The organism is Hymenobacter qilianensis (assembly GCF_014489555.1).
Classification (GTDB): Bacteria; Bacteroidota; Bacteroidia; order Cytophagales; family Hymenobacteraceae; genus Hymenobacter; species Hymenobacter qilianensis.
Window position 1 is genome coordinate 4,381,439 of record NZ_CP060784.1, and the last position, 25,944, is coordinate 4,407,382.

General features: G+C 55.3%; 24 protein-coding genes, 1 other RNA gene, 1 pseudogene and 1 riboswitch. Of the genes and pseudogenes, 10 read left to right on the plus strand and 16 right to left on the minus strand.

Annotated features, from left to right (window positions below; all coding sequences use genetic code 11):
- Positions 1-22: 22 nt before the first annotated feature.
- Together H9L05_RS19885 and H9L05_RS19890 are read left to right on the plus strand one after the other, a co-directional pair.
- The gene (locus H9L05_RS19885) at positions 23-1,303 is read left to right on the plus strand and encodes a DUF7033 domain-containing protein (RefSeq protein WP_187732381.1); all 1,281 of its coding nucleotides are present in this window, start codon (positions 23-25) and stop codon (positions 1,301-1,303) included.
- A 156-nt stretch (positions 1,304-1,459) separates the two neighbouring features.
- Positions 1,460-2,938, plus strand: a complete 1,479-nt coding sequence (locus H9L05_RS19890) for a lipopolysaccharide biosynthesis protein (RefSeq protein WP_187732382.1) — start codon at positions 1,460-1,462, stop codon at positions 2,936-2,938.
- Positions 2,939-2,940: 2 nt separating this feature from the next.
- Here H9L05_RS19890 and H9L05_RS19895 read toward each other — a convergent pair whose 3' ends face one another.
- The 6 genes and pseudogenes from H9L05_RS19895 to H9L05_RS19915 all read right to left on the minus strand — a co-directional run.
- Positions 2,941-3,798 carry a CPBP family intramembrane glutamic endopeptidase gene (locus H9L05_RS19895; protein WP_187732383.1) on the minus strand — a complete coding sequence of 286 codons (858 nt, stop codon included), beginning with the start codon at positions 3,796-3,798 and terminating at the stop codon, positions 2,941-2,943.
- Positions 3,799-3,971: 173 nt separating this feature from the next.
- A complete protein-coding gene (locus H9L05_RS19900; protein ID WP_187732384.1) occupies positions 3,972-5,432 on the minus strand; it encodes an amino acid permease in 1,461 nt (486 codons plus the stop codon).
- A gap of 347 nt (positions 5,433-5,779) precedes the next feature.
- Positions 5,780-5,890, minus strand: a riboswitch (SAM riboswitch).
- A gap of 11 nt (positions 5,891-5,901) precedes the next feature.
- Positions 5,902-6,735 (minus strand): EcsC family protein, encoded by an 834-nt coding sequence (locus H9L05_RS19905; RefSeq protein ID WP_187732385.1) that lies wholly within the window; start codon positions 6,733-6,735, stop codon positions 5,902-5,904.
- A 61-nt stretch (positions 6,736-6,796) separates the two neighbouring features.
- Entirely contained in the window at positions 6,797-7,852 is a 1,056-nt protein-coding gene (locus H9L05_RS19910; protein ID WP_187732386.1) for a Gfo/Idh/MocA family protein, read from the minus strand.
- Entirely contained in the window at positions 7,849-8,049 is a 201-nt protein-coding gene (locus H9L05_RS26500; RefSeq protein WP_317175026.1) for a DegT/DnrJ/EryC1/StrS family aminotransferase, read from the minus strand. The genes H9L05_RS19910 and H9L05_RS26500 overlap by 4 nt, the downstream gene beginning before the upstream one ends.
- 110 nt (positions 8,050-8,159) lie before the next feature.
- Positions 8,160-8,981 (minus strand): annotated as a pseudogene (locus tag H9L05_RS19915) (DegT/DnrJ/EryC1/StrS family aminotransferase); the annotation flags it as partial.
- Between the two features lie 200 nt (positions 8,982-9,181).
- On the opposite strand from H9L05_RS19915, the gene H9L05_RS19920 reads away from it, so the two are divergent.
- Complete coding sequence (locus H9L05_RS19920; protein WP_187732387.1) at positions 9,182-10,111, plus strand: hypothetical protein; 930 nt, start codon at positions 9,182-9,184, stop codon at positions 10,109-10,111.
- Between the two features lie 77 nt (positions 10,112-10,188).
- On the opposite strand, the gene H9L05_RS19925 is transcribed toward H9L05_RS19920, so the two are convergent.
- The 5 genes from H9L05_RS19925 to ffs form a co-directional block, all read right to left on the minus strand.
- Positions 10,189-11,085, minus strand: coding sequence for a glycosyltransferase family 2 protein (locus H9L05_RS19925; RefSeq protein WP_187732388.1), 897 nt, complete (start codon positions 11,083-11,085; stop codon positions 10,189-10,191).
- Positions 11,086-11,164: 79 nt separating this feature from the next.
- Entirely contained in the window at positions 11,165-11,869 is a 705-nt protein-coding gene (locus tag H9L05_RS19930) for a cell division ATP-binding protein FtsE (RefSeq protein ID WP_084447824.1), read from the minus strand.
- Between the two features lie 90 nt (positions 11,870-11,959).
- Entirely contained in the window at positions 11,960-12,163 is a 204-nt protein-coding gene (locus tag H9L05_RS19935; protein WP_133273275.1) for a fructose-6-phosphate aldolase, read from the minus strand.
- Between the two features lie 107 nt (positions 12,164-12,270).
- Positions 12,271-12,927 carry a fructose-6-phosphate aldolase gene (gene fsa / locus H9L05_RS19940; RefSeq protein ID WP_187311237.1) on the minus strand — a complete coding sequence of 219 codons (657 nt, stop codon included), beginning with the start codon at positions 12,925-12,927 and terminating at the stop codon, positions 12,271-12,273.
- Positions 12,928-13,010: 83 nt separating this feature from the next.
- Positions 13,011-13,107: signal recognition particle sRNA small type (gene ffs / locus H9L05_RS19945), an RNA gene on the minus strand.
- Positions 13,108-13,322: 215 nt separating this feature from the next.
- Between ffs and guaA the strand changes: the two genes are divergently transcribed.
- Positions 13,323-14,855 carry a glutamine-hydrolyzing GMP synthase gene (guaA, locus tag H9L05_RS19950; protein ID WP_187732389.1) on the plus strand — a complete coding sequence of 511 codons (1,533 nt, stop codon included), beginning with the start codon at positions 13,323-13,325 and terminating at the stop codon, positions 14,853-14,855.
- A 365-nt stretch (positions 14,856-15,220) separates the two neighbouring features.
- Here the strand turns inward: guaA and H9L05_RS19955 are convergent, their stop codons facing one another.
- The 3 genes from H9L05_RS19955 to H9L05_RS19965 form a co-directional block, all read right to left on the minus strand.
- Entirely contained in the window at positions 15,221-15,802 is a 582-nt protein-coding gene (locus H9L05_RS19955; RefSeq protein ID WP_187732390.1) for a hypothetical protein, read from the minus strand.
- Positions 15,745-17,136: a DUF4153 domain-containing protein gene (locus H9L05_RS19960; protein ID WP_187732391.1), complete on the minus strand. Its 1,392-nt coding sequence runs from the start codon at positions 17,134-17,136 to the stop codon at positions 15,745-15,747. The genes H9L05_RS19955 and H9L05_RS19960 overlap by 58 nt, the downstream gene beginning before the upstream one ends.
- Before the next feature lie 100 nt (positions 17,137-17,236).
- A complete protein-coding gene (locus tag H9L05_RS19965; RefSeq protein ID WP_187732392.1) occupies positions 17,237-17,935 on the minus strand; it encodes a DUF1361 domain-containing protein in 699 nt (232 codons plus the stop codon).
- Between the two features lie 531 nt (positions 17,936-18,466).
- Here H9L05_RS19965 and H9L05_RS19970 point away from each other — a divergent pair.
- The 6 genes from H9L05_RS19970 (at position 18,467) to H9L05_RS19995 (ending at position 24,033) form a co-directional block, all read left to right on the plus strand.
- Positions 18,467-18,679 carry a hypothetical protein gene (locus H9L05_RS19970; RefSeq protein ID WP_187732393.1) on the plus strand — a complete coding sequence of 71 codons (213 nt, stop codon included), beginning with the start codon at positions 18,467-18,469 and terminating at the stop codon, positions 18,677-18,679.
- A complete protein-coding gene (locus tag H9L05_RS19975; protein WP_187732394.1) occupies positions 18,667-20,121 on the plus strand; it encodes an ABC transporter substrate-binding protein in 1,455 nt (484 codons plus the stop codon). The genes H9L05_RS19970 and H9L05_RS19975 overlap by 13 nt, the downstream gene beginning before the upstream one ends.
- Positions 20,122-20,219: 98 nt before the next feature.
- Entirely contained in the window at positions 20,220-21,548 is a 1,329-nt protein-coding gene (hemL, locus tag H9L05_RS19980) for a glutamate-1-semialdehyde 2,1-aminomutase (protein ID WP_187732395.1), read from the plus strand.
- A gap of 257 nt (positions 21,549-21,805) precedes the next feature.
- On the plus strand, positions 21,806-22,666 hold the full coding sequence (locus H9L05_RS19985) for a hypothetical protein (RefSeq protein ID WP_187732396.1): 861 nt from the start codon (positions 21,806-21,808) through the stop codon (positions 22,664-22,666).
- 81 nt (positions 22,667-22,747) lie between these two features.
- The gene (dcd, locus tag H9L05_RS19990; RefSeq protein ID WP_187732397.1) at positions 22,748-23,284 is read left to right on the plus strand and encodes a dCTP deaminase; all 537 of its coding nucleotides are present in this window, start codon (positions 22,748-22,750) and stop codon (positions 23,282-23,284) included.
- 215 nt (positions 23,285-23,499) lie between these two features.
- Positions 23,500-24,033, plus strand: a complete 534-nt coding sequence (locus H9L05_RS19995) for a hypothetical protein (protein WP_187732398.1) — start codon at positions 23,500-23,502, stop codon at positions 24,031-24,033.
- A 72-nt stretch (positions 24,034-24,105) separates the two neighbouring features.
- Here the strand turns inward: H9L05_RS19995 and gldC are convergent, their stop codons facing one another.
- Positions 24,106-24,444, minus strand: coding sequence for a gliding motility protein GldC (gldC, locus tag H9L05_RS20000; protein WP_187732399.1), 339 nt, complete (start codon positions 24,442-24,444; stop codon positions 24,106-24,108).
- A 107-nt stretch (positions 24,445-24,551) separates the two neighbouring features.
- Positions 24,552-25,676: a DNA polymerase III subunit beta gene (gene dnaN, locus H9L05_RS20005; protein WP_133273287.1), complete on the minus strand. Its 1,125-nt coding sequence runs from the start codon at positions 25,674-25,676 to the stop codon at positions 24,552-24,554.
- Positions 25,677-25,944 lie beyond the last annotated feature (268 nt).

Genomic DNA, 25,944 nt, shown 5'->3' on the forward strand with positions numbered 1-25,944 from the left:
CGAACAACGTATTTTCGTGCTGATGCCTGCCTCTCCTACTGCCATTTTGCCCCCCATAGTCAGCCAGCCGGTGCCGGAAGCAGCACGCCTGGCCTATGTGCTACGTCATTTCAGGCAAGCATATGCGGCGGTGCCAGAGCTGACTATTGGCTATGCGAATCAACCGCAGCTTGTAATTGCCGACCACACGGATGGCTTTTTCCAGCGGCACCACCCGTTTCCACCCGCCCCAAACTGGCGGGAGTGGCAGGGTGAGCGTATTCCTTTCTTTTTTGATAACAATCCGGAGAGGGACCTGCTGGAGTTTTTGCCCGGCAATCGGGCTATCATTCATGCCGATATAATCTCGGCGGCCTTTTATCTGCTCAGTGGCTGGCAGGAGTACTTTTCGGAAGAACGCGACCAGCACGGGCGATTTCCTTACGCGGCCAGCGTACAGCATCAATACGGCTTTGTGGCGATACCTGTAGTGAACTACTACTTCGATGTATTGCGGGCGGCGGTGGAGCACATTGCTGGCCAAAAGCTGCTTCCGCGCGGCTGGGGGGCAAATCAGGCAGCATTCGCCACGTTTATTACTCATGATATCGACAATTGCCAGAGTGCTTGGAAAGGCGAAGGCAAAGCGGCGCTCCGCAAAGGCCAAATGGGTTTATTTGGGCGCTTGGTGGGGCGCCGGCTGCAAGGCCACGACGCCTGGAATAATTTGGAACAAGTGCAGGCCGAAACGGAGCGCTGGGGGGCAAAATCCACGTTCTTTTTTCTTGGTAATCCAGAACGCGCCGCCAACGGCACCCCAAACGCCGACTACGACCTGGCCAAGCCACGCTTCCAGAAACGTATTCAATGCTTAGCCCAAAACGGTGCGGAAATAGCTGTGCATGGTAGTCTCGGAACGGCTCAAAATGCCCCCCAGCTCCAACAGGAGAAGCTAAAGTTGCCGATTCTTGCTATGGGCAACCGTTTTCACTACTTGAGCTGGGAGCCGCGCCAAACGCCAGCGGTGGTGAATGAAGTCGGTTTTGCGTATGATTCCACGCTGGGCTTCGCGGAGCATTTTGGCTTTCGCAATTCGTACTGTTTGCCATTTTATCCCTTTGATTTTGAGCATGGCAAAGCGTTTGAGTTTCTGGAGATTCCGCTCCATGTGATGGACGCCACCTTGCATCACCCCAACTATCTGCAACTTGCTCCGCACGAAATTCTGCCGGCTCTCACGCCTATGTTTCAGGAAGTTGAACGGTTTGGGGGCGTGTGCACCGTGCTTTGGCACAACGAGAATTTTGCCCCCAGAACCAAATAAACGGCCTACGGCAGTTCCGGGAGCTATTGCAGTACCTTCGCAGCCGCAATACAGCTTTTGTCAACGGCGCGGATATTCTAGCTCACCTGACATCTTCTGCAGTGCCAGCAGCATGCTGCAAATAATTACAAATCAACTAATTAGCAACTAGTACACTTGGGCATCGTTCAGCGGCAGGGGCTGCGCAACACCATTATTGCCTACATCGGGTTAGGCCTCGGCTTCGTGAATACCGTGCTGGTGCTGCCCAACCTGCTGGCCGCCGATCAGATTGGCCTGACGCGTGTACTAGTGTCGGTGGCAACCATTTATGCCCAGTTGGCGGCCTTCGGATTTGCCAGTACCGGCATCCGGTTTTTCCCTTATTTCCGCGATAAAGCCACTGGCCATCAAGGGTTTCTGCCGATGCTTCTGGGGGTTCCTCTCCTAGGGTTTGCCGTCGTGACTATTGTGTATGTGCTCGGTCGGCCGTTTCTGTTGGCCCAGTACGAGCGTGATGCAGCGCTGCTCAATCCGTATTACTTCTGGGGGGCAATTCTGGCGCTGTTTACCCTGTTCTACTCCTTGCAGGATGCTTATCTGAAGGCGCTGTATCAAACGGCTTTTTCATCCTTTGTACAGGATATCCTGCTGCGCGTGCTCACGGTGGTAGCGGCCCTTTTGTTCTCGCTAGGGTATCTGACTTTCCATCAATTTGTGCTGGCGTTTATTGGTAGCTATGGCTTTGCTACGCTGCTGTTGGCGCTGTATGTAATGTATTTGGGCGAGTGGCACTTGCGCCCGTCGCGTGCGGCGCTGGGCGTAGTGCCGGTGAAGGAAGTGCTCAGCTTCAGCGGGTTCGTTATTCTGTCCAGTTTGTCGGGCACTATTATCGGCTCCATCGATTCGCTTATGGTAGGCTCCAGTATCAGTCTGGCTGCCACGGGCGTGTACACCACCGCTTTTTTTATCAGTACAGCGCTTACTATTCCGGCTCGTTCGCTCAACAAGATTGCTTTTCCGCTGCTAGCAGAGTACTGGAAAGCGCAGGATATGCTGCGCATGGCCGATTTTTACCGCCGCACCACGCGCCTCAACACAGTGGTTGGGTGTTGGCTGGCGCTGGGAATTGGCTTGAATCTGGACTTTATTTACTCGCTGATGCGGCCTGAATTCGCAGCCGGCACCACCTCCGTTTTGCTGCTGCTGGCGGGTCGGCTTTTCGATAGCATAACGGGCGTAAACGGCCTGATTCTCGTCACCTCGCCCCGCTACCGCTTCGATCTGGTGTTCAACGTGTCGCTGGCCGTGGCCACGGTGCTGCTCAATCTGCTTCTTATTCCGCTGTACGGCCTCACCGGCGCGGCTCTTGCCACCCTGCTGGCCATGACCAGCATTAACGTGGCGCGTACCTGGTTTGTATGGCACGCCTATGGTTTGCAGCCCTTCGATTTCCGGATTCCGCTGATATTAGGCATTGCGGCGGCGGCTGGTGTGGCGGCGTGGCTGATGCCGCCCGTTCACTCGGTGTTCGTCACCATGCTGCTTCGCTCCGCGGTGCTTACGGGCGTGTATGGGGGGCTTTTATTGCTGACTCGGGCCGTACCGGAGGTCAGCAAGTTGTGGCAACAAGTGCGCCGACGGCTACCTATTTAAGGCTAGGCGTTGACTAATGGCTCTGACTCAGTAGCGGCGCTCATGTGAGTAGCGCGCCAGATAAGCCAGGTTCCAGCAGCGAAAATAATGGCGGCGATGACCGTCATCAGAAGTAATGCCGGCCCATCAGGCAACAGGGCGATAGGATCATCTACATGTTGCCACTTCGGATTTTGCGTCGCTACCCATGCTACTGCATTGTTCAGGCAATGCACCACAATGCACGCCGCCAACGACTGCGTGCGGTAGTATAGCCAGCCCAAAAAGAGCCCTAGCAAGAATGCGGACACAGCTTGGGCCGGATTCAGGTGAATAATCCCGAATAATAAACCAGACTGTATTATGGCTTTGCGGGGACTGTAGTTTTTCAGCAGCCCTGGCAGCAGCAAGCCCCGAAAAAGCAACTCTTCCAGAATGGGCGCCGAAACGCAGATAACAAAAAAAGAGAGGCCTGGAAACTCGCTTAGCTTCCGCATCGAATCGCTCATCCAGTTGGGCAGATGCAGAAACGCAACCAACATGCGCAATGCCATCTGAGCGAGCACCAGTAGCGGCAGCAGCAGATATACTATCGGTATTTCCCGGGCCGCCAGCAGCCGCAACGGAAGGCGACGGACCGCCGGAATTTTCCAGATCAGCAAGACGACAATAAGTGCCTTGGCCAAATCACTGGCCACCACGGTCACAATAATGGATTGGGCGTGGGTTGTAAAGCGAAAAAAGGGAATAGACAAGACGCCCAAAACCAGCGCCAGCAGCATAAACCAGCCGAGCGCGCCCCAGCTTTCACTGATGGTTGGGTAAGCAGGAGGTTGGTTAGCAGCAGTTTGGATTTCTGATTCAGGTAATGATTCAATCATCGGATAGCCATAAAAGGATAGATGGCTCAAGCTACCTAAAACAACTGCATGGCTATGCTTCTCTTGTCTGAATGATGACAGAAAATCGGTATTGCTGTCAGAACAAGCCGGTTATTCATGCACAAAAAAGCCCCCCGGATATCTTCTGGGGGCTTTTTCGAGGATTTTATTTGCTACGCTTTCACCTTGGCTTGCTCCTGCGCCAGCCGTAGCTTGCTGTGCTTCTTGCCATACAGATAGTAAATCACCAGTCCGGCGGCCAACCATACGAAGAGGCGCAGCCACGTATCCCAGGGCAGCGAAAACATCATCAGCAGGCAAGTCAGAATGCCCATGATGGGCACCAGCGGCACCCACGGCGTGCGGAAAGCGCGGGGCGCGTCGGGCTGCTGCTTGCGCATGATAAGCACACCCAGACACACCATCACGAAAGCCAGCAGCGTACCAATACTGGTCATTTCGCCTACTACCTGAATGGGCACCAGGCCCGCAAAAGCGCTAATCAAGGCCGCCAGCAGGACATTTGATTTGTAAGGCGTTTGGAAGCGAGGGTGAATCTCGGAGAAGATTTTGGGCAATAACCCATCGCGCGACATAGAGAAAAACACCCGCGACTGGCCCAGCAAATCTACCAGAATTACGGAGGTGTAGCCAATCAGAATAGCGACGATAATGGCTTGACTCAGCCAAGCATACGGCGTTTTCTCGATGGCAATAGCTACCGGCGCGGCGCTGTTTTTAAACTCCGTATAGTTGGCCAAACCCGTCATAACGTGTCCGAAGAGCACAAATAATACAGTACACACCAGCAGGGAGCCAATGATACCAATGGGCATATCACGCTGGGGCTTTTTTGCTTCCTGCGCCATCGTCGCCACAATATCAAAGCCGATAAAGACGAAGAATATCACGCCGGCTCCGCGCAGAATTCCGCTCAACCCGAACTCGCCAAAGGTGCCCGTATTGGCCGGAATATAAGGCTGATAGTTAGCCGGATCGATATACTGCCAGCCCAGGGCAATGAACACTAGCACCACCGATACCTTCAGGGCCACAATGGTCGCGTTGACCCAAGCCGACCCCTGCGTACCCCGAATCACGATGGCTGTGATGGCCAGCACGATCAGAATGGCGGGCAGATTGACAAACCCGTGCACCACCGAGCCATCGGCCAAAGTAGAGGTCTCGAAGGGCGACATAACGAGCTGAGCGGGAATATGCAGGTCGTATTTGGCCAAAAACCGCGTCAGGTACTGCGACCAGCTAATGGCCACAGCAGCGGCACCTACTGAGTATTCAAGCACTAAATCCCAACCGATAATCCAGGCAAACAGCTCGCCCAGCGTCGCGTAGGAATAGGTATAAGCCGAGCCAGCCACGGGCACCATGGACGCGAACTCCGCATAACACAAGGCCGAGAAAGCGCAGCCAACAGCGGCCACCAAAAACGAGAGCGTAACAGCTGGCCCAGTATGATTGGCAGCCGCAATGCCAGTAAGGGAGAAGAGCCCCGCCCCTATTATAACCCCTACCCCGATGGCGACCAGGTTGAAGGCACTCAGACTGCGCTTAAGGGTGTGTGTGCCGGTTTCGGCCGCCTCTTGCCGCAGCAATTCCAGTGATTTTTTGAGCATAAAAGGTAGCCCGAAGCCGCGCCTCGTGGTAAATAAAAAGAAAGGAGGTAAGAGAAAATAAGCTCGGCCGTAGCAGTCAGACCGAAAGCAAAAGCGGTTTTCACCGATTCAGCAATCAAACTACCAGCTGATCTTCAGTCAAAGCGGTGGCTGAAATCAGAGCAGAAATGCCCCAGCAGCTACTACTTGCCGCCGCGGGTAGGCAAAGCCAAGAAAAAGAGGAAATTGACGAACGCTCAACAACAGCAACAACCCATATTCGAACAGGCAGCCCAACTTAGCGGTTGGGGCGGCGTGGTGGCGAAGTAAACGGGAGCGGATTGGAAGTGAATGTTCACGGCAAGCTGTTTTTATATAGTCAGTCGATACTTGCGCTGACCTCGGTTGGCACCGTTCCAATTGTGTTGGGGGTTGCCGGCGTTTCGTCGAGCCTTTCTCTCCACGCCTCGGTATAAAAACAATCCTTTGATCAGAAAGAATTGGACTGCAAAGGTAGGCTCCGGCCGGGCGTACTTGCAAATGCACCTACTCTTTCTCTCCTGCAACGCAACTTAGCCAGCGCTGGGGGCAAAATAGTGCCCGCCGCTGCCAGCTGGCGCATTCGGTAGCAGTTCATGGCCGTTTCGCCGAGCTGCTCGATAAGTCGGTAGTTGGCCACCGCCCCTACTGCCGCCCCAATCACCGGCACTAGCTGGGCCAGCTTCGCCAAATCGATGTAGTCACGGTACTCCTGCTGAAAGGTGCGCCAGTCAAACTCGTTCACGTCGGTGGGTAGGGTGTGGCGGTAGGTGTCCCAATCGGCCATGCGGCGGTACACCTCATTGCGGGTGTGCTGACTGGAAAAGGCCAGCTGGAAAATGTGCAGCAGATAAAGCCGCTCGGTGTAGTCGCGCACGTCGTGGCCGTAGAGGGCGGCTACGTCGAAGAGCAGCTTGAGCTTGAGGCTCAGCAGCAGCGGAAAGTCGGCCAACCCCAGCAAAAAGCCCCCCGCCCCCGTCACGGCACCTTCGGCCGAAGCCGTGTTGCGGTAGTAGCGGATGCGGGTGCGGACCGTCGTTTCGCGCGCCACCCACGGCGCTTCCAGCAGCGGCTGGCGCGTAGTGTGCATAGACCCAAACAACACCCCGCGCACCATCTGCCGAATGGCCGTGGTAATGGCCTCATGCACGCGCTCAGGCAGCAGCGCATTCAGCCGAATCTGCACCCGCCGCGTGAAGCGGTTCAGCAGGGTGGGGCGCTGCTGCATCCGCTGTTGCCAGGCGCGGAGTTCGGTGAGGGCTTGTTGGTCGGGGGAAGAAGTCATTGGCTACTTACTATCAAGACGTAAACACCTCTTAGCTAGGAATATGGTATACGAGCCTTATTTATCCCGCTGCCTTTTTCAACTTATAAATTTGCTCGATAATCTCCACCACCTTCACTCCTTCCTGCGCATTCGTTTCAGCTGAGCTGCCGTTTCTAACCGCCTCCACCACTTCTTCGATCACCTGCACATGATTGGCGGCACTGCCTTGATAGAAGCCGTAGTGATTGGCGGGATTGGTGGGCAGCAGCGGCGGACACTCATAGTCGCGGATGTGGCAGTGCTCCACTTTGTCCATGTACTGCCCGCCAATGCGCAGGCTGCCGTGCTCACCGATGACGGTGAGGCTGCTTTCCAGGTTGCGGTCCCAGATGGCGGTGCTGTAGTGCAGGGTGCCGGTGCCGCCGCGCACTAAGTCGAAGGTAACGAGGCCGCTGTCCTCGAACTCGGTGAGGTGCTGATGATTGAAGTTGTGGAAGCGGGCTTGCAGGTTGGTTACATCGCCAAAAACCCAGTAGAGCAAATCAATGAAGTGGCTGAACTGGGTGAAGAGCGTACCGCCGTCTTGGGCGCGGGTGCCATGCCAGCTGCCGGGGCGGTAGTAGCGGGCATCACGATTCCAAAAGCAGTTGATCTGAACCATAAAAATGCCCCCCAGACGGTTCTCCTCTATCACCTGCTTCAGCCAGACGGCCGGCGGGGAGTAGCGGTTCTGCATTACGCCAAACACGAGTCGGCGAGCCTGGGCGGCGGTAGTCAGAATCTGCTCGGCATCGGCGGTGCGCAGGGCCAGCGGCTTCTCCACTAGCACATGCAGTCCGTGGCGCAGCCCGGCAATGGCCTGCGGCGCGTGCAGGTAGTTGGGCGTAGCCACGGTGAGCACGTCGGCAGACGGGCCGTGGGCGAGGTATTCTTCGAGAGAAGCGAAAAAAGGCACCCCAACAAACTCGGCAGCTAGCTCCGGCTTTTGCTCGGCCCGAATATCGATGAGAGCGGCCAGTTTGGCACCGGGCTGACGCTGCACCAACGCCGCGTGGCGGCGGCCGATGTGGCCCACCCCACAAATCACAAAGCGCACTTCAGGCTGCTCGACCCCAACGGGTAACGGTATACTCATGCAAAGGGGCGGGTTAAACCAAAAAAGGCGCGGATAGCCGTAACGATATAGCTTAGTTGGGCCGCGCTCAGCATCGGGTGGATGGGCAATGACAGCACGGTGCGGCACAAGTTCTCAGACACCGGAAACTGCCCGGCCCGTGAGCCAAGGTAGGCATAGGCGGGCTGCAAGTGCACCGGCACCGGATAATACACCATGCTCGGCACGCCCCGCTCGCGCAGATATTCTTGCAGCTCATCGCGCTGGGGGCATTTTCCAGGGTTAGGGTGTATTGGTGAAACACGTGGCTGCTCTGCGGGTCGCGGTATGGAATGCGGAGGCCGGAAATGCCCCCCAGCGCCGCATCGTAGTGGTCGGCGATGCGCTGGCGGGCGGCAGTCCAGGCGGGCAGATGGGGCAACTTTACGCGGAGCAAGGCCGCTTGCAGCGTATCGAGGCGGGAGTTGAGGCCGATGTGCTGGTGGTGGTACTTGCGGGTTTGGCCGTGGTTGGCGAGCTGGCGCAGGAAGGCGGCGCGGGCAGCATCATTTGTAAAAACAGCGCCGCCGTCGCCGAAGGCTCCAAGGTTTTTGGCCGGAAAAAACGACGTGGTGCCTACTTCTCCTATGGTGCCGGCTGCGGCTTGGGCGCCATCGGTAAATCGATACATGGCGCCAATGGCCTGGGCGTTGTCTTCGATTAGCGGAATGCCGCGGCGCGTTGAAAGCTGCATTAACGCCTCCATATCAGCACATTGCCCGAATAAATGCACTGCTAGTACTGCTCCCGTACGCGGCGTAATGGCAGCTTCCACCGCCACCGGATCGAGGCAGAAAGTGGTAGGCAGTACATCAACGAACATCGGCCGCAGGCCCAGCACGGCGGCGGCTTCGGCGGTGGCGACATAAGTAAAAGCGGGCAGAATAATTTCGGCGTTGGGGGGCAAATTCAAGCTCATCAGCGCCAGCTGGAGCGCGTCGGTGCCGTTGGCGCAGGGAATTACGTGCGGGCCACCGAGGGCGGCGCTCAGCTCCTGGGCAAAGGCTGCTACGGCCGGGCCATTGATAAACTCTGCTTCCCGCAGCACTACGCTTATAGCCTCGCCGAGGGCAGGCTGAAGGGCGGCGTGCTGAGCTGCCAGATCCAGCATGCGAATGGGTGCGGGCGGCACAAGATTGGTGGGCAATGGGCAGGGGAATGAAGAGTGGGCGCTAAGCACCAAATATAGCTGCAACCCCCAAACTAGCAGCCCCTAGGGCATGCAACCCCTACCCGCGCGCTTGCGTTTAGCCAAACAAAGATCAGACTTCCACACTGATCATTCCACCTCAGAACTAACCCCCTACTGCCATGTTTAAGAAACGAATAACCATGCATACCCTGGCCCTCTTGCTGATGGCTGGCGGTATCACTTTCTCGCAAGCCAGCTGTTCGCGCCAAGACCGCGCGGAAGTTTCGCAGGGAAGCGACCAGGCATACAACGACTTCAAGAATTTCGTCACCGAATCGGAAGCTAAAGCACAGGCGGCCAGCAATCAGGCCGAAGCCGATTATGAGCGTGAAACCACGCAGATGAAGGCCGATTACGATGCCAAAGTGGCGGCCGTAGACCAGTATGCCGATCAGTACGATGAGGCCCGCCGTCAGGAAATCGAGCAGCTTCGGACCCGCTACACCACCGCCTACGACCAGCGCGACCAGGCATGGCGCAATAAAACCAATACTGCCAGCGGCACCGATGCTACCACGGGTGTAGCCAGTGGGGCAGGCACCATGAAGGTGGGCAAATATTACAAGCCTACCAGCCCTGCTGCTCAGCTAACTGCCGCCAACGCGCGTCAGACGTATGAGAACTTCACGCAGATGATCAAGCAGAACGAGGACCGCTACGACATCGACGATTGGCGCAACATCAACGCCGAGTGGCGGGCCCTGGATGAGGCGTATGATGCTGTAAAAGGTGACATCAGCGCCAATGACCTGGCTGCTATTCAAAAGGAAAAGCTGAAGTACGCCGCCTTTAAGTCGGTGGATAAAACCCAAGCCCGCGCCGCGCAGGGAGCCAACGCCGTGAGCGACGAGGCCAAGGAAGTGAAAGACGAGACGGCCGATGAGCGCAGCAAAGTAGGCCAGGCCGTCAGCAACACCGCCTCCGATGTAAAGGAAACCGGCAAAGATGTTGGTAAAGGTGCGGCCAAAGTCGGCAAGAAAGTAGGCACCGCCGTGAAAGGTGCCTACAAAGAAGTGAAGTCGGAAGTCAAAAACACCGACAACGACTAAGTATCCTTTCCATGTTTTCAATAAAAAAAGCCCCCAGAGTTTCTCTGGGGGCTTTTTTATGGACTAGCGGGTATTTATTACTTCAATGCCCGCAGCGCCCAGAGCAGCTTCAGAATATCTAGGTTGCGCAGTTGGGGAGAACTTCCCAGCAACTGACGCTTCAGCAGGGGCTCAACTGGCGCTAACGCGATACGCGTAGCCGTTCCTAAGCCCAGGCGTTGCAGCTGTAAGGCTACACGCAGCAACTTGGTATCAGCGCCCAGCGCTTCCCTGCGGTACATATACACCAGGTTCTGCACGGCCTGGCGCGAGTTGAGCAGGAATGTCTCGCCAGCCTCCAGCCCATCGTGCAACACCGGATTGTCCAGATGCTGCACGGCAATTCCGGCGGCCCGCAGGCGCCAGCCGAACTTGGTATCCTCATGCCCGTAGCGCGTGAGCGTTTCGTCCAGTTTTACCTGATCAAACACATCCGCCCGCATCAATACATTCTTGAGCTTGAACTGGGAATGCGCAGTCTGCTGGCGCACCGCCGCCGAAAAAGCCTCCCGACAGCGCCCGTAGTGCCATCGCAGGTAAGCGGCAGTATCGGTAGGCGACGTGGGTTCATACGTGGTGCCGCCCACCAGCACGGGGGCCTTCGTCTGAACAATGGCGGCGGCGTAACGAGCCAAAAAGCGAGAATCAGGCAGATGTACGTTGTTATCAAGCAACAAAAGCCAAGGCTGCTTGGCACTGGCAGCCAAGCGGTTGCGCACGGCGGAGCGCCCGATGTTGTGGGGCAATTCCCGATATGTTACCAAAGGCCAGTCAATCAGCGCCCTGTTGAGCAGGCGGCAAGGCTCCTGCGAGCCATCGTCCAGACAGATAATCTCTACGGGCCCCTTCCAATCCATTGCCTGCCCGGCCAACGACTGTACTAGCCTGGTAACGTCGCGGTTATGAACAGGAATCAGAATGGACAGACCGGGCATGTGACCATCAACATTTAGCAATCAACAATGACCAGGTATTGTGCGCTTGCTCATTGCTACATGGCAATTGTAGAAGGCGTTATTCGGTCAGCTTGAAAGAAACCTGAGTTGAATCGATCAATTGCCCGTTCTCGCACTTCAGCACCCGCTTCGGGTACTGCCGGATGATCTGGTAGTTGTGCGTAGCCATCAGCACGGCCGTGCCCGCATTGTTGATTTCCACGAACAAGCGCATGATGTCGGCCGCTACTTCCGGGTCGAGGTTGCCGGTAGGTTCGTCGGCCAGCAGCAGCAATGGTTCGTTGAGCAAAGCGCGGGCAATAACTACCCGCTGCTGCTCGCCACCCGAAAGCTGGTGGGGCATTTTGCTGGCCGAGTTGGCCAGGCCCACGCGCATCAGCACTTCCGACAAGCGATTCTGAATGCGGGCCTTCCCGCTCCAGCCCGTTGCCTTTAGCACAAAAATCAGGTTTTCGGCTACGGTGCGGTCGAAAAGCAGCTGAAAATCCTGGAAAATAATGCCCAGCTTGCGCCGCAGATACGGCACCTTGCCGGAGCTCAGCTTTTGCAATGGAAAACCGGCCACGGTACCCACGCCCCCACCCAGCGGCAGATCGGCGTACAGCGTTTTAAGCAACGAGCTTTTGCCCGAGCCTGTCCGACCGACCAGATAAGCAAACTCGCCTTTTTCGAGGGTGAAGGTAATTTTTTGCAGTACCGTATTCACGTCCTGCATAATGTAGGCGTCGTGGAGCTCAACAACGGGTACGGCGGAATCTGACATAGTAACTATAACGCGAAATGAATCTGAGTGAGCTGCCACGGCGGGCCACTCAGTGAATACGAAGGCTGGGGGCTTTTTTAAGCCTAAAGCTCAGACTTCCAGCTTTTGCAGCTTTCCAAATTCCAAACCCGCAATCACCCCGGCCAGGGCTGTTTCCTTGCCTTCCAGCCCGTAGCGGTGCAAATCCTTCAAAGGGCGGTCGGCGCGGAAGTACGCAATCAGCACAAATTCCTCGTCGCGGAGCTGAATGTAGTCCGGAATTTTGGCCTTGCCTTTTACTTTGATGATGTACATATGGAGAGGAGCTAGAAGCTAGGATTCAGGAGTTGGAAGTCAGGAGCTAAAAAAGGAGATATGAACTACTCCTGTCTGCTGGCTCCTGACTTCTAATTCCTCAAAAATCATCCGTTCACCTTCTTATGATCGGCCAGAAACTGGGCCAGTCCTTTGTCGGTCAGCGGATGATTAAGCAAGCCGGTAATAACGTTGAGCGGACAAGTCACCACGTCAGCCCCGATTTCGGCGCACTGAATCAGGTGCGGCACGTGGCGCACCGACGCGGCCAGCACCTGCGTTGGGTAGCCGTAGTTGCTGAAAATATCCACTATCTGCTGCACCAGCACCAGTCCATCGTGCCCGATATCGTCTAAGCGGCCCACGAAGGGCGATACGTAGGTAGCCCCGGCTTTAGCGGCGAGCAGCGCTTGCCCGGCCGAGAAAATCAGGGTGCAATTGGTTTTGATGCCTTTTTCCGAGAAGTGCTTGATGGCTTTCACCCCGTCGCGGGTCATGGGCACTTTCACCACGATGTTAGGGTGCAGTTCGGCAAACATCTCGCCCTCGCGCACCATATCCTCGAAGGTGATACCGATAACTTCGGCCGACACGTCGCCATCTACCATCTCGCAGATCTGCCGGTAGTGGGCCATAATGTTGTCCATACCTTTGATGCCCTCTTTGGCCATCAATGATGGGTTGGTAGTCACGCCGTCCAGTACACCAAGCTCTACGGCTTCCTGAATTTCGCGCAGGTTAGCGGTATCAATAAAGAATTTCATGCGGTAGGTTATTACAAGAGAATGCCCCAAAGCTACCCAATTGCCGGCAAACGCGGCACTGGGTTTCGTTGGGGCATGGGCAAAAAAAAGCGAGCCAAAATCGCACCGCTCAACCGCCTACCCTTGCTACCTTCCGGTCCTGGGGGAGTTCAGCAGGAGCTGGTCGTTCTGACTCGCCGTTGCAAAGATAGACTACAGATTCGGCAGATGAAGCCAATTGTCCTGATTATTTTACGCTGAAGCAGCTAACCACAGAGTATCAACCACTTCAGATTGGGGATAACAGGCATTTAACAGCCATAAATCGGGCGGATGCACAAAACAGTTCTACTTCAGCCTGCATAATAGCCCCCTACTGATTTTGCAGGCTCGCGTTGGCCTCCTTACCTTTGCCCATGCCCCAACAGATTCTGATTCTTGATTTCGGCTCCCAGTACACGCAGCTCATTGCCCGACGCATTCGCGAGCTGAACGTCTACTGCGAGATTCATCCCTACACGCACGCCCCGGCCCTCACTGAGGATATCCGGGGCGTGGTGCTTTCGGGCTCGCCCTGCTCCGTGCGCGACCCTGACTCTCCCAACCCCGATTTGAGCCAATACCTGGGCCACGTGCCGGTGCTGGGCGTGTGCTACGGCGCGCAGCTGCTGGCTCAGCAGGGCGGCGGCGAAGTATTGCCCGCTACCATCCGCGAGTACGGCCGCGCCCGCATCAGTCACCTTGACCGGAGCAGCCCGCTTATGCGGGAGCTAAGCCTCGAATCGCAGGTGTGGATGTCGCACGGCGATACTATTCAAACGTTGCCCCCCGGCTACGAGATTATTGCCAGCACACACGAGGTAGACGTAGCCGCGTATCATATTGCTGGCCAGCCCACTTACGGCATTCAGTTTCACCCCGAGGTAACGCATTCTACCCAAGGCAAAACGCTGATGCGCAACTTTGTGGTCGATATCTGCGGCTGCGACCAAAGCTGGACGCCGGAGCACTTTGTGAGCAGCATGGTGGCGGCCTTGCAGCACACCATCGGCGAAACCGATCAGGTGATTCTGGGCTTATCCGGCGGCGTCGATTCCTCAGTGGCAGCTTTGCTGCTGCACGAAGCCATCGGGCCGCGTCTGCACGGCATTTTCGTGGATAACGGCCTGCTGCGTAAAGACGAGTACGAAGGCGTATTGCAGGCCTATGAAGTGCTGGGCCTAAACGTGCGCGGCGTGGATGCTTCGCAGGAGTTCTATTCGGCGCTCGCCGGCCTCTCTGATCCCGAGCTAAAGCGCAAAGCCATCGGCCGCACCTTTATTGAGGTATTTGAGCGCGAAGCTAAAAAAGTAGAAGGCGCTACCTGGCTGGCCCAGGGCACTATCTACCCCGACGTGATTGAATCGGTGTCGGTGAAGGGGCCGGCCGTGACGATCAAAAGTCACCACAACGTGGGCGGCCTGCCGGAGCTGATGAACCTGAAAGTAGTGGAACCGTTGCGCATGCTGTTCAAAGACGAGGTGCGCGAAGTGGGCGCGGCCCTAAATTTGCCCCCCGATATCCTGAACCGGCACCCTTTCCCCGGTCCTGGTTTGGCTATCCGCATCCTCGGCGACATCACGCCCCAGAAAGTACTGCTATTGCAGAAAGCTGATGCCATCTTCATTGATTCGCTACGTGAGTATGGCCTCTACGACAAAATCTGGCAGGCGGGCGTGATGCTTTTGCCCATTCAGAGCGTGGGCGTAATGGGCGATGAGCGCACCTACGAGCAGGTAGTAGCCCTGCGCGCGGTGACCAGCGTAGACGGTATGACCGCCGACTGGGCCCACCTCCCCTATGACTTTCTGGCCCACGTCTCGAACAAAATCATCAACCAGGTGCGCGGCATCAACCGCGTGGTGTACGACATTAGCTCGAAGCCGCCCGCTACCATTGAGTGGGAATAAATAGGACGTTAATAAAGCAAAAGCCGCTTCGGTAACCCGAAGCGGCTTTTGCTTTATTAACGTCCTATGAGAAATCCACAGTTCCTTATCCCATTCGCAACTGTGATTGTAGTTGCCTTTTGCTTATGGTTAAGTTGGCCAGGATTAAAGTGGCCTCCGCCACAACCCCTATGGAAACGGGTTCTCTTAGTGATCTGCTTTTTGATAAACCTTGCAGCTGGTATTCTTTTATTTTTTTTGGTTTTGGGTATAATAATTACTCAAACACATCATTCACAAGTATCTGATCGTTAATTATTTAATCTATTCAAACAGCCTTCTCAAGAGGAATAAAAAAGCCCCCAGATGAATTGCTGGGGGCTTTTTTATTCCTCTTGAGAAGGCTGTTTGAATGTTAGGATAGCGTCGGCGGCGTAATAGTAGGTAGGCGGTTGCTTCGGTTTCTGCTCTCGGCGGATGTAAGTAAACAATACGCGTAGCTGCATTGTGGCACTAGAAGCTGTAAGGCTGAGAGTTGGGAGTTGTACATTTTCATAGCCACCCTGTTGTCTGTTGCGAGCCAATGAGTCGGCGAAGCCAGCTGGCGATACGGAGAGGATTGACTGCCAACGATTCGGCTGAGTAAGGCGCTCCAGATAAATATAGCGGCCGGTTTTGGTATGGCGCAACCGAAATGTGCCTTCAGCCAGCTTAAACGTATCAAGCGCCGCGCTACCATTTATGCGTCTCTTTATGTGGCTCTCGCGGTTCCTGTAGCTGTTTATGTTGCGTAGCCAGTAATATCCAGGCCCAAGAACCGTCACATGAGATTCGACAGGCTCAAAATAGAGGTTTTGGCCTTGATCTTTGGTCGTTTCGGTTTCGTGATAGTCTACTCTTTCCAACCCGCTCACGTCAAACAACCGTTGCTGCTGCCAATCGCGCCTTTCCAAATGTTTGCCCTGCAACGAATCGGGCGTGACGAGCGAAGCGGTAAAAAAGGGCTGCACGGCATCCAGATTATTACGCTCAGCGAAGAAGTCAAAAATAGACGTGATACGCTTACCTGCTTCCTTGGGCAACTCGGCAACGCGCTGACCAGCACTATCAAGCTTACCATTTTGCAGCAGCTTGTACTCCTCGCTAACCTCGCGCAGTTGGGCCAACTGGCTACGCTCGGCCACCGAAAAAGCCCCCAGGGGCCGCCAGCCGACAAAAACGCAACGACGGCCAAGGAGGCAGGAATCCAGATGATGCCCCGCCCCTGCCGCACCAGAAAGTAAATGGTGATTATGGTGAGCCAGGCGGCCAGGGCCAGCACCAGATACCGCTCCTCCGTGATTCCATAGGCGCGAATACGTGTACCAATGGCCACAACCAACAGCCCCAACAGCGGAAACAAAGACCAATAAAACCAACGTGCGAATGTGCGAATCCAGGTGTTTTCGGCATTGTCGCGGATGGGATGGATGAGCAACAAAGCGAAAATACCCGCCACGGCTAGCGCCAGTATTAGCGTGGATACCCACCCTTTTGGCAGCTCCCACAACCCCAGAATCCGGGCCATGTAAGCGTAAAGGATGACTAGGTACAAGACTACCAAGGGCAAGAGCACGAATTGAGTAAAGAGCTTCAGTTCCTTTGGATAAGTCGCTTCCTGCTCCAACGCCTCAAAGTCTTCGGGCACGCCAGCCAGGAAGAACCAAGTATTGAATATCGTACCCAACACCGTGAATAAGTGAGGGTAAACCTTGTTATCAATATCGACATCAAACAAGTTATCAACCGCCACCAGAGCCAGCGAGCAGCCAACAAACAATACACCCGAATACACGCCCGCCGTCAGAATGCGGATGAACAGTGTCTCATTGTAGCGCCAGAACCCAGGGGTATCAGCTTGCCGGCGCAGTTCGAGTAAATAGGGCGATACAGCTACCAACAGGTGCATCCCAATTAGCATCAGTAGCAGCCGCAGTCCCCAAACCAGGTCTGGTTCGGGCGGACATAGGGTGTACCAAACCGCTAGAAGCAGTATAGCTCCGGCTTGCGTTAAGAGTTTCAGCCAACGAGGCCAATGGTAGCGCTCACCGGCCAAACTGACGCTCAGCGTAAGCGTGAGCCCCAGCACCGACGCCGAAATCAGCGGAAAAAGCCATTCAGGCAAGTTTTTTTCGAAGTCATCCAGACGCTGGGCATAGATACCAGCGGCGCACAATATCAATGCGCACAACAGCGTGAGGGGAAAGCGACGCACCACGCGGGCAGCTTCGCGCACGAGGCGCTGCAGAGAAGGCAGTTTCATGGAAAGCGCGAAATCAGCGCTACCAAATAACGCGAATATTCATTGTTTTCTATGTTATAGAGAACAGCAGGTAAACCAGAAATTTTGCCGTAAAAGTTGTTTAGCGCTCCTGCTCTTCTCTATGCATACCCGCGAGCTGGCGAACTGTGATATAACCCAGCAGCAGGAACGCGGAAAAGAGAACAGTGACGCCGTAAGTGCGCGGGTGAGCCATGGGGTGCAGCACCCGGTTGAGGATGTCGTAGAAGAGCGTGAGCGGATTCATAAATATATCCCAGCTGTTCCAGCGCAGGTAGCGGCCCAGATAAATCCCGAAGCTGCTCAACACAATCGCCGCCGTGGCAAAGCCCCAGCCGACGACCGTGCCCATGCGGCGGCGCACCAAGCCTTGCATCTCAATAAGGGATGCGTAAGCCAGCATTAATCCGTTCCAGGCACAGGTCAGGATCAAGGCCAGGTCGTACCAATAGGGCACGCCGGGACGCTGGGCCAGATGAAATAAGTCGGTGAGAATGTAGGGCGCGTTCGGAAAAAATAGCAGCCAGACGGCGCCAGTCGGCAGTAGCAGACGCCGCCGAACCGGCCCGGCCGCCAGGCCGAGCATCGTGCTGAGCCCGAAGGGAATTAAGGCCAGAAACAGGTTCCAGAGCAGAAACACAAACGTCAGCTCCTGCGTCATGAATACCCGAAACGTAATCAGCACGACGCTCAGGGTAATGGATGCGCCCAGCACAAACAGCAGCCCAAGACGTTGGCGCAGATGAGTGGCTGAGGGGAGCTGAGGCAGAGAAACAGGCATAAGCAGGCGAAGCGATGAGAGAAATACCGTAACGACCAAGTGCGGCGCTTGGGTATAGCCGAGCCGTGCGCACTTGCTAAAGATAAGACACGAGTCCGAAACACAAGCGTGTATGGCCTAAGCAATTGCTCGCGCGGGCTGCTCTGCGAATATTCAATGATTTGCCCCCAGCGGCCCCAGCAGTAAATCAGCCGGACGTAAGCGGCTCCGGGCCGATATCATCCCCGCCGATCCTGCGTACCTTTGTATGGCGCACGCAAGCATCGCTCACTGCCGCCTTTTCTCTCCCTCTTTATTCCATTGCCCCTCCTCTATGAGGCATCTGTACTCTCTTCGCTTCATTGCCTGCCTGTGTTGTTTTAGCTGGCTGACCGCAGTGCCCCTATTCGCCCAGACGACGACGGCAGCCCGGCCGGCCAGCAAACCAGCTAGTACGAAGCCAGCAACCACAAAAGCCCCCAGCCCACCAGCACTGCCTCCACCAAGGCCATAACTACCACTAAACCAACGCCATCATCTGCGGCCCGCAAATTGCCCCCCACGGCCCCAAAGACGGCCACAGCCAAGCCCCGCCCCGCCTTACCTGCCAATCTCAACTCCTCCGATCAGAACACGCGCTACCAGAACGGCAAGGTGCTGCTCGATCAGGGCCGCTACGACCTGGCGATGCAGGAGCTGGCACCCCTTACGCCCCAGCCGCCCGCTTTGAGCGTGGTGCTGAGGCTGCTTACTTGTATGCGGTAGCTGCCACCCGTGCTAAAAAGTGGGCGGAGGCGGAGCAAATGCTCAATTTGATTCGGGCCGAGTATAATAAGTGGGAGAATCTACCCGAAGCCATGTTCCTGCAAGCGCAGGTGTCGTTTGAGCAGGGCGAGCCCGACAATGCTTTGCAGGTGCTCGAACAGATTCCGAACAAGACGCTTGCCGCCGAGCAGGACGTCATAAAGGCTACCTATCTGGCTCGAATTCAGGACAAAGCGCTGTTTCAGAACCTATTGCAGCGCTATCCCAAAGATGCCGCCGTAGGTCGGGCTTATGCCGACAAGCTGATAGCCGGCGGTTGGTATACGGAGGCCGACAAGCCCGTTCTGGAGCAATTAATCAAGGATTTTTCCCTCGACCGGGCCCGTTACTCTGCTATTCCTCAGGCCCAAAAGAAGGCCATTTACCGAGTAGCAGTGCTGCTGCCCTTCGAGTTTAATGATCCAAGCTGGGAGAAAGTGCGTCGCAATCAGTTTGTTACGGACCTTTACGCAGGCTTGCTTCTCGCCCAGGATTCCTTGCAGCGCGAAGGCCGGCCCGTTCAGCTTTTTGCCTACGACACCGGCGCCGATACCATTCAACTCAAGCAGGTGCTGGCCTTGCCCGAGCTAGCCGGCATGGACATGATCATCGGACCGATATATAAGTCGGGCAGCAAGCTGCTGGCGCGCTATGCCCAACAGCGTCAGATTATTACCATCAATCCGCTTTCGCAGGATGGCAACCTGATCATCAGCAACAACTGGCATTATCTGTTTGAGCCCAGTATGGCGACCCAGGCTCAGGTAGCCGCTCAGTATGCCTTTCGCACCTTCAGCGGCCGCACGGCGGCTGTCCTGCACGAAGACACCAGCGACGATCTGGCCTTCGCTCAGGCTTATAAGACAGCTTATGAAGCGCTGGGGGGCAAAGTGCAGGTGCTACGGCGCCTTAACTCCAACCTGGAAGAGTCATTAGAGGCCGGCTTTACGGGCGTCGACCTCACTACTCTCGGTCATTTAGTTGTTGCCTCCGACAATCGGAAGGCCGGGGCGTATACCCTCAAGCATCTGCAAGCCCAGACTTCCCAACTACCGCTTATTACCTACGGCTCGTGGCTGGAAAATCCGTCGGTGAGCCCCAGCCGCCTCGATGCGCGCGACGTGTATCTGATTCATCGCAAGTACCTTGACCCGACTAGTTTTGGGGTGCGGCGCTTTCGCCAGCTGTATGTGCAGCGCCACAATTTGCCCCCAGCGTGTTTGCCCACTCGGGGTTTGAGTTGCTGTATTACTTCGGTCATCAGCTACATCAGCATGGCCCTGCATTTCAACAAGGCTTGGCTACGTCAGGTCCGGTTTCGGGCCCGCTATTCCAGGGTATTGGCTACCCAAATGGTGCCCACGACAATCAATACGTACCGCTTATCAAGCTTGAGCGACTAGAGGTAGAAGTGCAGAACCCGGTAGGCGGCCGTTAAGCCCAGCACCTGTATTCGCCTCACTTTCACTAGACTTTTACGCCTGTTCTCTGTTTTATCTCTATGAATTCAACCTCCCTCTCTCCTGCTCCCGAGCTTACGCTTACCACTAGCGAAGCTCTTTTTTCACGCGCCAAGAACCATATTCCCGGCGGTGTTAATTCGCCGGTACGAGCCTTTCGGGCCGTAGGTGGTCATCCGGTATTTATGCAGTCGGCGCAGGGCGCCTGGCTTACAGATGTGGATGGCAACAAGTATCTAGATTTTATAAACTCCTGGGGGCCAATGATATTGGGCCATGCGCCACAAGTTGTAGTGGAGGCAGTTCAAAAAGCTATTCCCAGCTCGCTGTCGTTTGGCGCGCCTACGCAGCGTGAGGTGGAAATGGCCGAGCTGATTAAAGCCATGGTGCCCAGCATTGAAAAAGTGCGGCTGGTGAACTCGGGTACGGAGGCCACCATGTCGGCCATCCGCGTGGCGCGCGGCTACACAGGGCGCGACAAGATCATCAAGTTTGAGGGCTGCTACCACGGCCATGGCGATTCCTTCCTTATTGCGGCCGGCAGCGGTGCCCTCACCCTGGGCACACCCGATTCGCCGGGCGTAACCGCCGGCGTGGCCCGCGATACCATCACCGTTCCTTACAACGATACCGAGGCCGTCCGCCAGGCCATTGAGGCAAACGCGGGCCAGGTGGCGGCGCTTATTCTGGAGCCGGTGGTCGGCAATATGGGCTTGGTAGCACCGGCCGAAGGCTATCTGCAAGCCCTGCGCGACCTGTGCACTGAGCACGGCATCGTCCTGATTTTTGATGAAGTGATGACCGGCTTCCGCCTTGCCCGCGGCGGGGCGCAGGAGCTGTACGGCATCAAGCCTGACATGACGACGCTGGGCAAAATCATTGGCGGCGGCATGCCGGTTGGCGCTTACGGTGGCCGTCAGGATATTATGGATAATGTAGCGCCCGCTGGCAAAGTGTATCAGGCCGGCACGCTTTCTGGCAACCCCATTGCAACGGCTGCTGGTATTGCTCAGTTAACCTATCTGCAGCAAAACCCTGACCTGTATACCGAGCTCGACCGCATCACCGCCCGCCTTGCTGACGGCACCCGGCAGATTGCCGCCGACCTCGGCCTGAACTATACCGTCAACCGCGTTGGCTCTATGTTCAGCGTATTTTTTACAGACAAACCAGTTCACAATTTGGAGGACGCCAAAACCTCAGACACCGAGGCATTTGGTCGCTACTTCCAGGCAATGCTGCGGCGGGGCATCTACCTGGCGCCGGCCCAATACGAAGCGCTGTTTGTGAGCACTGCCATCACCGACGAGCTGGTTGATGTGTATCTCACAGCCTGTCAGGAGTCTATGCGGGAAGCACACGGCTTGTAAACGAACGATTTGTAAGACAAAAAAGCCCCCAGAAAGGATCTGGGGGGCTTTTTTAGTAGCCAATGGTGCAGGTTGAGGTTATGGGAAGAACATTAAACATGACATCGGCTCCGGCTGCAACAGCCAGAGACGGTCCTAGGCCTCACTACATGCGCGGCTTATTCCGTTTGATCGAGCGCATTTTGCTCAAATATTGCCTTATTCTATCGTAGCCATGAGCTAGCAGTTACCTTTGCGGCCAAACTGTAGCTCCTCTTATGGCCCAACTTCGTCTCTTTTCTTCCTTATTTGTGTTGTGGTGCCTGCTCTTGCCTGCTTCCCAAATGGCACAAGCCCAGACGCCCGCGGAGGCCAATAAGCGCTTGTTCGACCGAAGCATTGATGAGCTAAACTTTCGTACCATGGAGACCGTGTACGACAAGTCGTTTACCCGGCGCAAGTTTCCGGTTACGCTCCGTACCTATCAGGCCCGACGCGAGTTTGACGACTTCAACAATAACGCTGACCTGAAGAAGCTGTTCCAAAACTACAACGACGTATCCGAGCGCTTTAAGAACCGTTTTGGCAAGGGTCGCCGCGACTTGGCCGAGTTTCAAAAGCAGCTCAACTCCGTCCTCATTGACAAGAACTTTGAGTTCTTTATCCGCGTGCTGCCCCGCGATGAGCGTGTAGCCCTCATCCGGTCTTTGCAGCGGATCATCAAACAATCTACTGCCCAATTTAACGCCTCCGAAGATCCGGCCCCGGAAGACCTGGCGGCTGACGGCGCGGCTGTGCCTCCCGCCGATGTTGATGCCGATCCGGAAGCGACAGCACCCGCTGAGCCGCTCGAAGACCCCGCCCCGCAGCCCGAAGCCGGAGTGCAGGAAACTGCTTCTGCTACGCACACCAATACTACCGATAGCCCCGCGCGCCACGATTGGGTTGATTACTTTACCCTGCTGCTGGCCGGCACGTCTACCCTGCTGCTGGTCTACCTTATCGTGAGTGTGCTGCCCGATCTTCGCGCCCGCCTCGACGGACTAGCCGACCAGATAGACCCACAGGCCCAGCGCCGCACACCGCGCCGTGATGCGATGGACCTACCCGAAGACCGCTACGAAGAGGAAGACAATTAACAGCTATGACGCTTTAAGCGGTGAGCGAATACCAGCCATCGAACTGCTTCTTAGCTGTTTATCCATTTTATTTCTTAAAACATGATTCTTACTGATCAGCAGATCCTGGCCGAAATAGAGCGGGGCAATATCGTCATTGAGCCCTATGATCGGGCTTGCTTAGGGACCAATTCGTACGACGTGCACCTGGGCCGCTACCTGGCCACGTACCGCGATGCTGTACTCGACGCTCGCGCTCACAATAAGATTGACGTGTTTGAAATGCCCGCTGAGGGCTTCGTGCTTCAGCCCGGCACTCTTTATCTGGGCGTAACGGAGGAGTACACGGAAAGCCACGCGCAGGTGCCGTTTCTGGAAGGCAAATCCAGCGTAGGCCGTCTGGGCATCGATATTCACGCCACTGCCGGCAAGGGCGACGTCGGCTTCTGCAACACCTGGACGCTTGAGATATCCGTGACCCAACAGGTGCGCGTTTATCCCGGCATGCCCATCGGTCAGCTTATCTATTTTGCAGTGCAGGGCGACGTGCAGACCTTCTACAATCGCAAAGCCAACGCCAAGTACAATGAGCGCACCGATAAGCCCGTTGAGTCGATGATGTGGAAAAACGAATGGTAAGAAAGGCTTGAAATACCCGGGCCAAACAAGTAGTTATACCGGTGCGCTTACTGTATAATGAAAATAAAAATTTGGCTAATAGCGCTGCTTCGCGCGGTAAGGGCTGAACCCACTGGCACAGTTTTTCGTTACTATCATACACAACCGTTGTCGTAAGCTTTATGCTGTTCCGACCGGTAATGATTGATTTAGGAGCTGATAAACGACTGACACTGATGAGAAAGAAACTTGCCACCGCTACCCTGGCTCTCACCGTTGCTCTCGGTGCGCAGGCTCAACAGAAGCCTGTCGCCGCTATGCCTCAGGACCAGACCCGCCCCACCCCACGACTGAACGCCGTGCAGGAGCGTGCCCAACGCCTCTCCGATCAGATGGCTAAGGAGTTGCGCCTTAATGGCTATCAGGCCACTAAGCTGCGCGCCATTAACGAAGATAAAGTTGCTAAGATGGCCGCCATCGAGCAGCAGCACGCCGGCAACCCCGCTCTTATTGAAGAAAAGTGCAAAGGGGTGTGCAAAGAGCGCGACAAAGAGTTAACCGCAGTTTTGTCTACCAACCAATACAGCGACTACTATAGCTCTCGTAGCTCTTTTTATAAGTATGATAAAGACTATGCGGCTACCGCTTCCGACTTCCTTTTCGTGAATTCGGTGAAGAACCCGCTACCAGCGAATAGTAAAGGTGCTACCATTGGCCCGGCCAAAACAACCACCCCTACTCGTTCTGCTTCAAGCTCGGGTAACAGGTAACACCCGGTTTCTACTATAAAAAAGCCCCCAGAATCTTTCTGGGGGCTTTTTTATGATATGTATGGAAGCAGCCTACTTGCTTTTGCTTTCCTCTTCCTCCAGATGCTGCATAAGCGTACGGCACAGCTCCTGCATTTTGGCGGCCATAACCTTGTCGTTGGTAGCTGTAGTAATGCTTTCGGCCATTGCCCCGATGGTATCCACATAGAAGCGCTTCATCTCATCAACGGGCATTTCCTTGGTCCAGAGGTCGATTTTCATCGTGCCCCGCTCGTCACGGTCCCAGAGAGCGATATTGATGGCTTTGGCGAAGTGAATATCGGGACCAGCATCGGTGGCCTGCCAGCTGATGGCTTCCGGCACTTTCTGATCGTCGAGGGCAATACTAAAGCGAATTTCAGATTTCTTCATTGCTTGAATTGCTAAATGGCCTTGAGTTAAATGGTTGATCGTTGCGGCCGTATTGGTGCCAGCAGAATGATCAGCCATTTAGCCCAAGGCCATTTAACCATTAAAATTTAAACGTAGTTGTTAAGCATTACCGGCATCACCAGCATCAGAATGCTTTCGTTGTCGTCGGCAGTGGTCGGCATGAGCAAGCCAGCGCGGTTAGGCGTGCTCAGTTCAAGGGTAATTTCTTCGGAATCAATATTGGAAAGCATTTCAGCCAGAAAACGGGCATTGAAGCCGATTTCCATATCCTCACCCTCATATTGACAAGCCAGGCGCTCGCTGGCTTCGTTGCTGAAGTCCAGATCCTCAGCCGAAACCGTTAGCTCGGAGCCAGCCAGACGCAACCGAACCTGGTGAGTCGTCTTGTTCGAGTAAATGGAAATACGTTTTACCGAATTCAGGAAATCGGCCCGGCTGATGATCAGGCGGTTTGGGTTGCTAACCGGAATTACGTTTTCGTAGTCAGGATAACGCTCATCAATCAGGCGGCATACGAGGCGCATCTGGTTGAAGCTGAAGAAGGCATTGGAGCTATTAAACTCCACTTTCACCGTGGTAGCCTCCGATGGCAAAGCGCTCTTAAGCAGGTTGAAAGCCTTACGCGGAATAATGAGGTTAGCTGACTGACCTGCGCCTACGTCCAAACGGCGGTAACGCAGCAGACGATGACCGTCCGTTGCTACAAACGTAGCCTGATTATCAGCCAACTGCACCAGAATACCGGTCATGGCTGGCCGCAGCTCGTCGGTGCTTACCGCGAAGATGGTTTTGTTGATAGCCCGTGCTAATGAGGACGATGGTATCTCAATCGGTGCTGAACCCTTCACCACCGGAACGCGCGGGAAATCGGTAGCATTCTCGCCGGCTAGCTTGTAGCGGCCGTTAGCCGAGCTGATTTCGATGGTGTACGTTTCCTCGTCCAGCGTAAACGTAACAGGCTGGTCGGGCAGATTTTTGAGCGTATCCAGCAGAATGCGGGCGGGGGCAGCAATGCGGCCTGTTTCGCGGGCTTCAACCGGCAGCTCGGTTATCATGCTGGTTTCCAGATCGGAAGCCGTAATGGTCAACTTGCCGTCCTCAATCTCGAAAAGAAAGTTCTCCAGAATAGGCACCACGGGGTTATTCGTGACTACGCCGTTAATGCTCTGGAGCTGCTTGAGCAAGGCAGAAGACGAGACAATGAATTTCATATAGTGGGGGTTCGGCCAGGGTTGGGATAAGGCGACAAAGATAGGTAGGAAGGCTGGGCTTTGAAAAGGAGAATGGCTGATGTTCTGCTAATGAAACATTCAATTGTAAGTATAACCAATCCTAACCCGTTACGACGAAAACAATCTTGCTCACCATGATCCGCAAACTGTTAGATGAATTTGAGTTAAGCTATGTGTTTATGAGAAGTTGAACAAAGCCAAATATATCGTGGCTAATACCAGTGCTAATAATTGTTTCGTTAGATGA

Bases quoted from the DNA above. Each gene is read 5' to 3' on its own strand.
- H9L05_RS19885 (WP_187732381.1), top strand. From the start codon at position 23: ATGCCTGCCTCTCCTACTGCCATTTTGCCCCCCATAGTCAGCCAGCCG.
- H9L05_RS19895 (WP_187732383.1), bottom strand. From the start codon at position 3,798: ATGATTGAATCATTACCTGAATCAGAAATCCAAACTGCTGCTAACCAA.
- H9L05_RS19900 (WP_187732384.1), bottom strand. From the start codon at position 5,432: ATGCTCAAAAAATCACTGGAATTGCTGCGGCAAGAGGCGGCCGAAACC.
- H9L05_RS19905 (WP_187732385.1), bottom strand. From the start codon at position 6,735: ATGACTTCTTCCCCCGACCAACAAGCCCTCACCGAACTCCGCGCCTGG.
- H9L05_RS19910 (WP_187732386.1), bottom strand. From the start codon at position 7,852: ATGAGTATACCGTTACCCGTTGGGGTCGAGCAGCCTGAAGTGCGCTTT.
- H9L05_RS26500 (WP_317175026.1), bottom strand. From the start codon at position 8,049: ATGGTGTATTATCCGGTGCCGGTGCACTTGCAGCCCGCCTATGCCTAC.
- H9L05_RS19920 (WP_187732387.1), top strand. From the start codon at position 9,182: ATGTTTAAGAAACGAATAACCATGCATACCCTGGCCCTCTTGCTGATG.
- H9L05_RS19925 (WP_187732388.1), bottom strand. From the start codon at position 11,085: ATGCCCGGTCTGTCCATTCTGATTCCTGTTCATAACCGCGACGTTACC.
- H9L05_RS19930 (WP_084447824.1), bottom strand. From the start codon at position 11,869: ATGTCAGATTCCGCCGTACCCGTTGTTGAGCTCCACGACGCCTACATT.
- H9L05_RS19935 (WP_133273275.1), bottom strand. From the start codon at position 12,163: ATGTACATCATCAAAGTAAAAGGCAAGGCCAAAATTCCGGACTACATT.
- fsa (WP_187311237.1), bottom strand. From the start codon at position 12,927: ATGAAATTCTTTATTGATACCGCTAACCTGCGCGAAATTCAGGAAGCC.
- guaA (WP_187732389.1), top strand. From the start codon at position 13,323: ATGCCCCAACAGATTCTGATTCTTGATTTCGGCTCCCAGTACACGCAG.
- H9L05_RS19960 (WP_187732391.1), bottom strand. From the start codon at position 17,136: ATGAAACTGCCTTCTCTGCAGCGCCTCGTGCGCGAAGCTGCCCGCGTG.
- H9L05_RS19965 (WP_187732392.1), bottom strand. From the start codon at position 17,935: ATGCCTGTTTCTCTGCCTCAGCTCCCCTCAGCCACTCATCTGCGCCAA.
- hemL (WP_187732395.1), top strand. From the start codon at position 20,220: ATGAATTCAACCTCCCTCTCTCCTGCTCCCGAGCTTACGCTTACCACT.
- H9L05_RS19985 (WP_187732396.1), top strand. From the start codon at position 21,806: ATGGCCCAACTTCGTCTCTTTTCTTCCTTATTTGTGTTGTGGTGCCTG.
- dcd (WP_187732397.1), top strand. From the start codon at position 22,748: ATGATTCTTACTGATCAGCAGATCCTGGCCGAAATAGAGCGGGGCAAT.
- H9L05_RS19995 (WP_187732398.1), top strand. From the start codon at position 23,500: ATGAGAAAGAAACTTGCCACCGCTACCCTGGCTCTCACCGTTGCTCTC.
- gldC (WP_187732399.1), bottom strand. From the start codon at position 24,444: ATGAAGAAATCTGAAATTCGCTTTAGTATTGCCCTCGACGATCAGAAA.
- dnaN (WP_133273287.1), bottom strand. From the start codon at position 25,676: ATGAAATTCATTGTCTCGTCTTCTGCCTTGCTCAAGCAGCTCCAGAGC.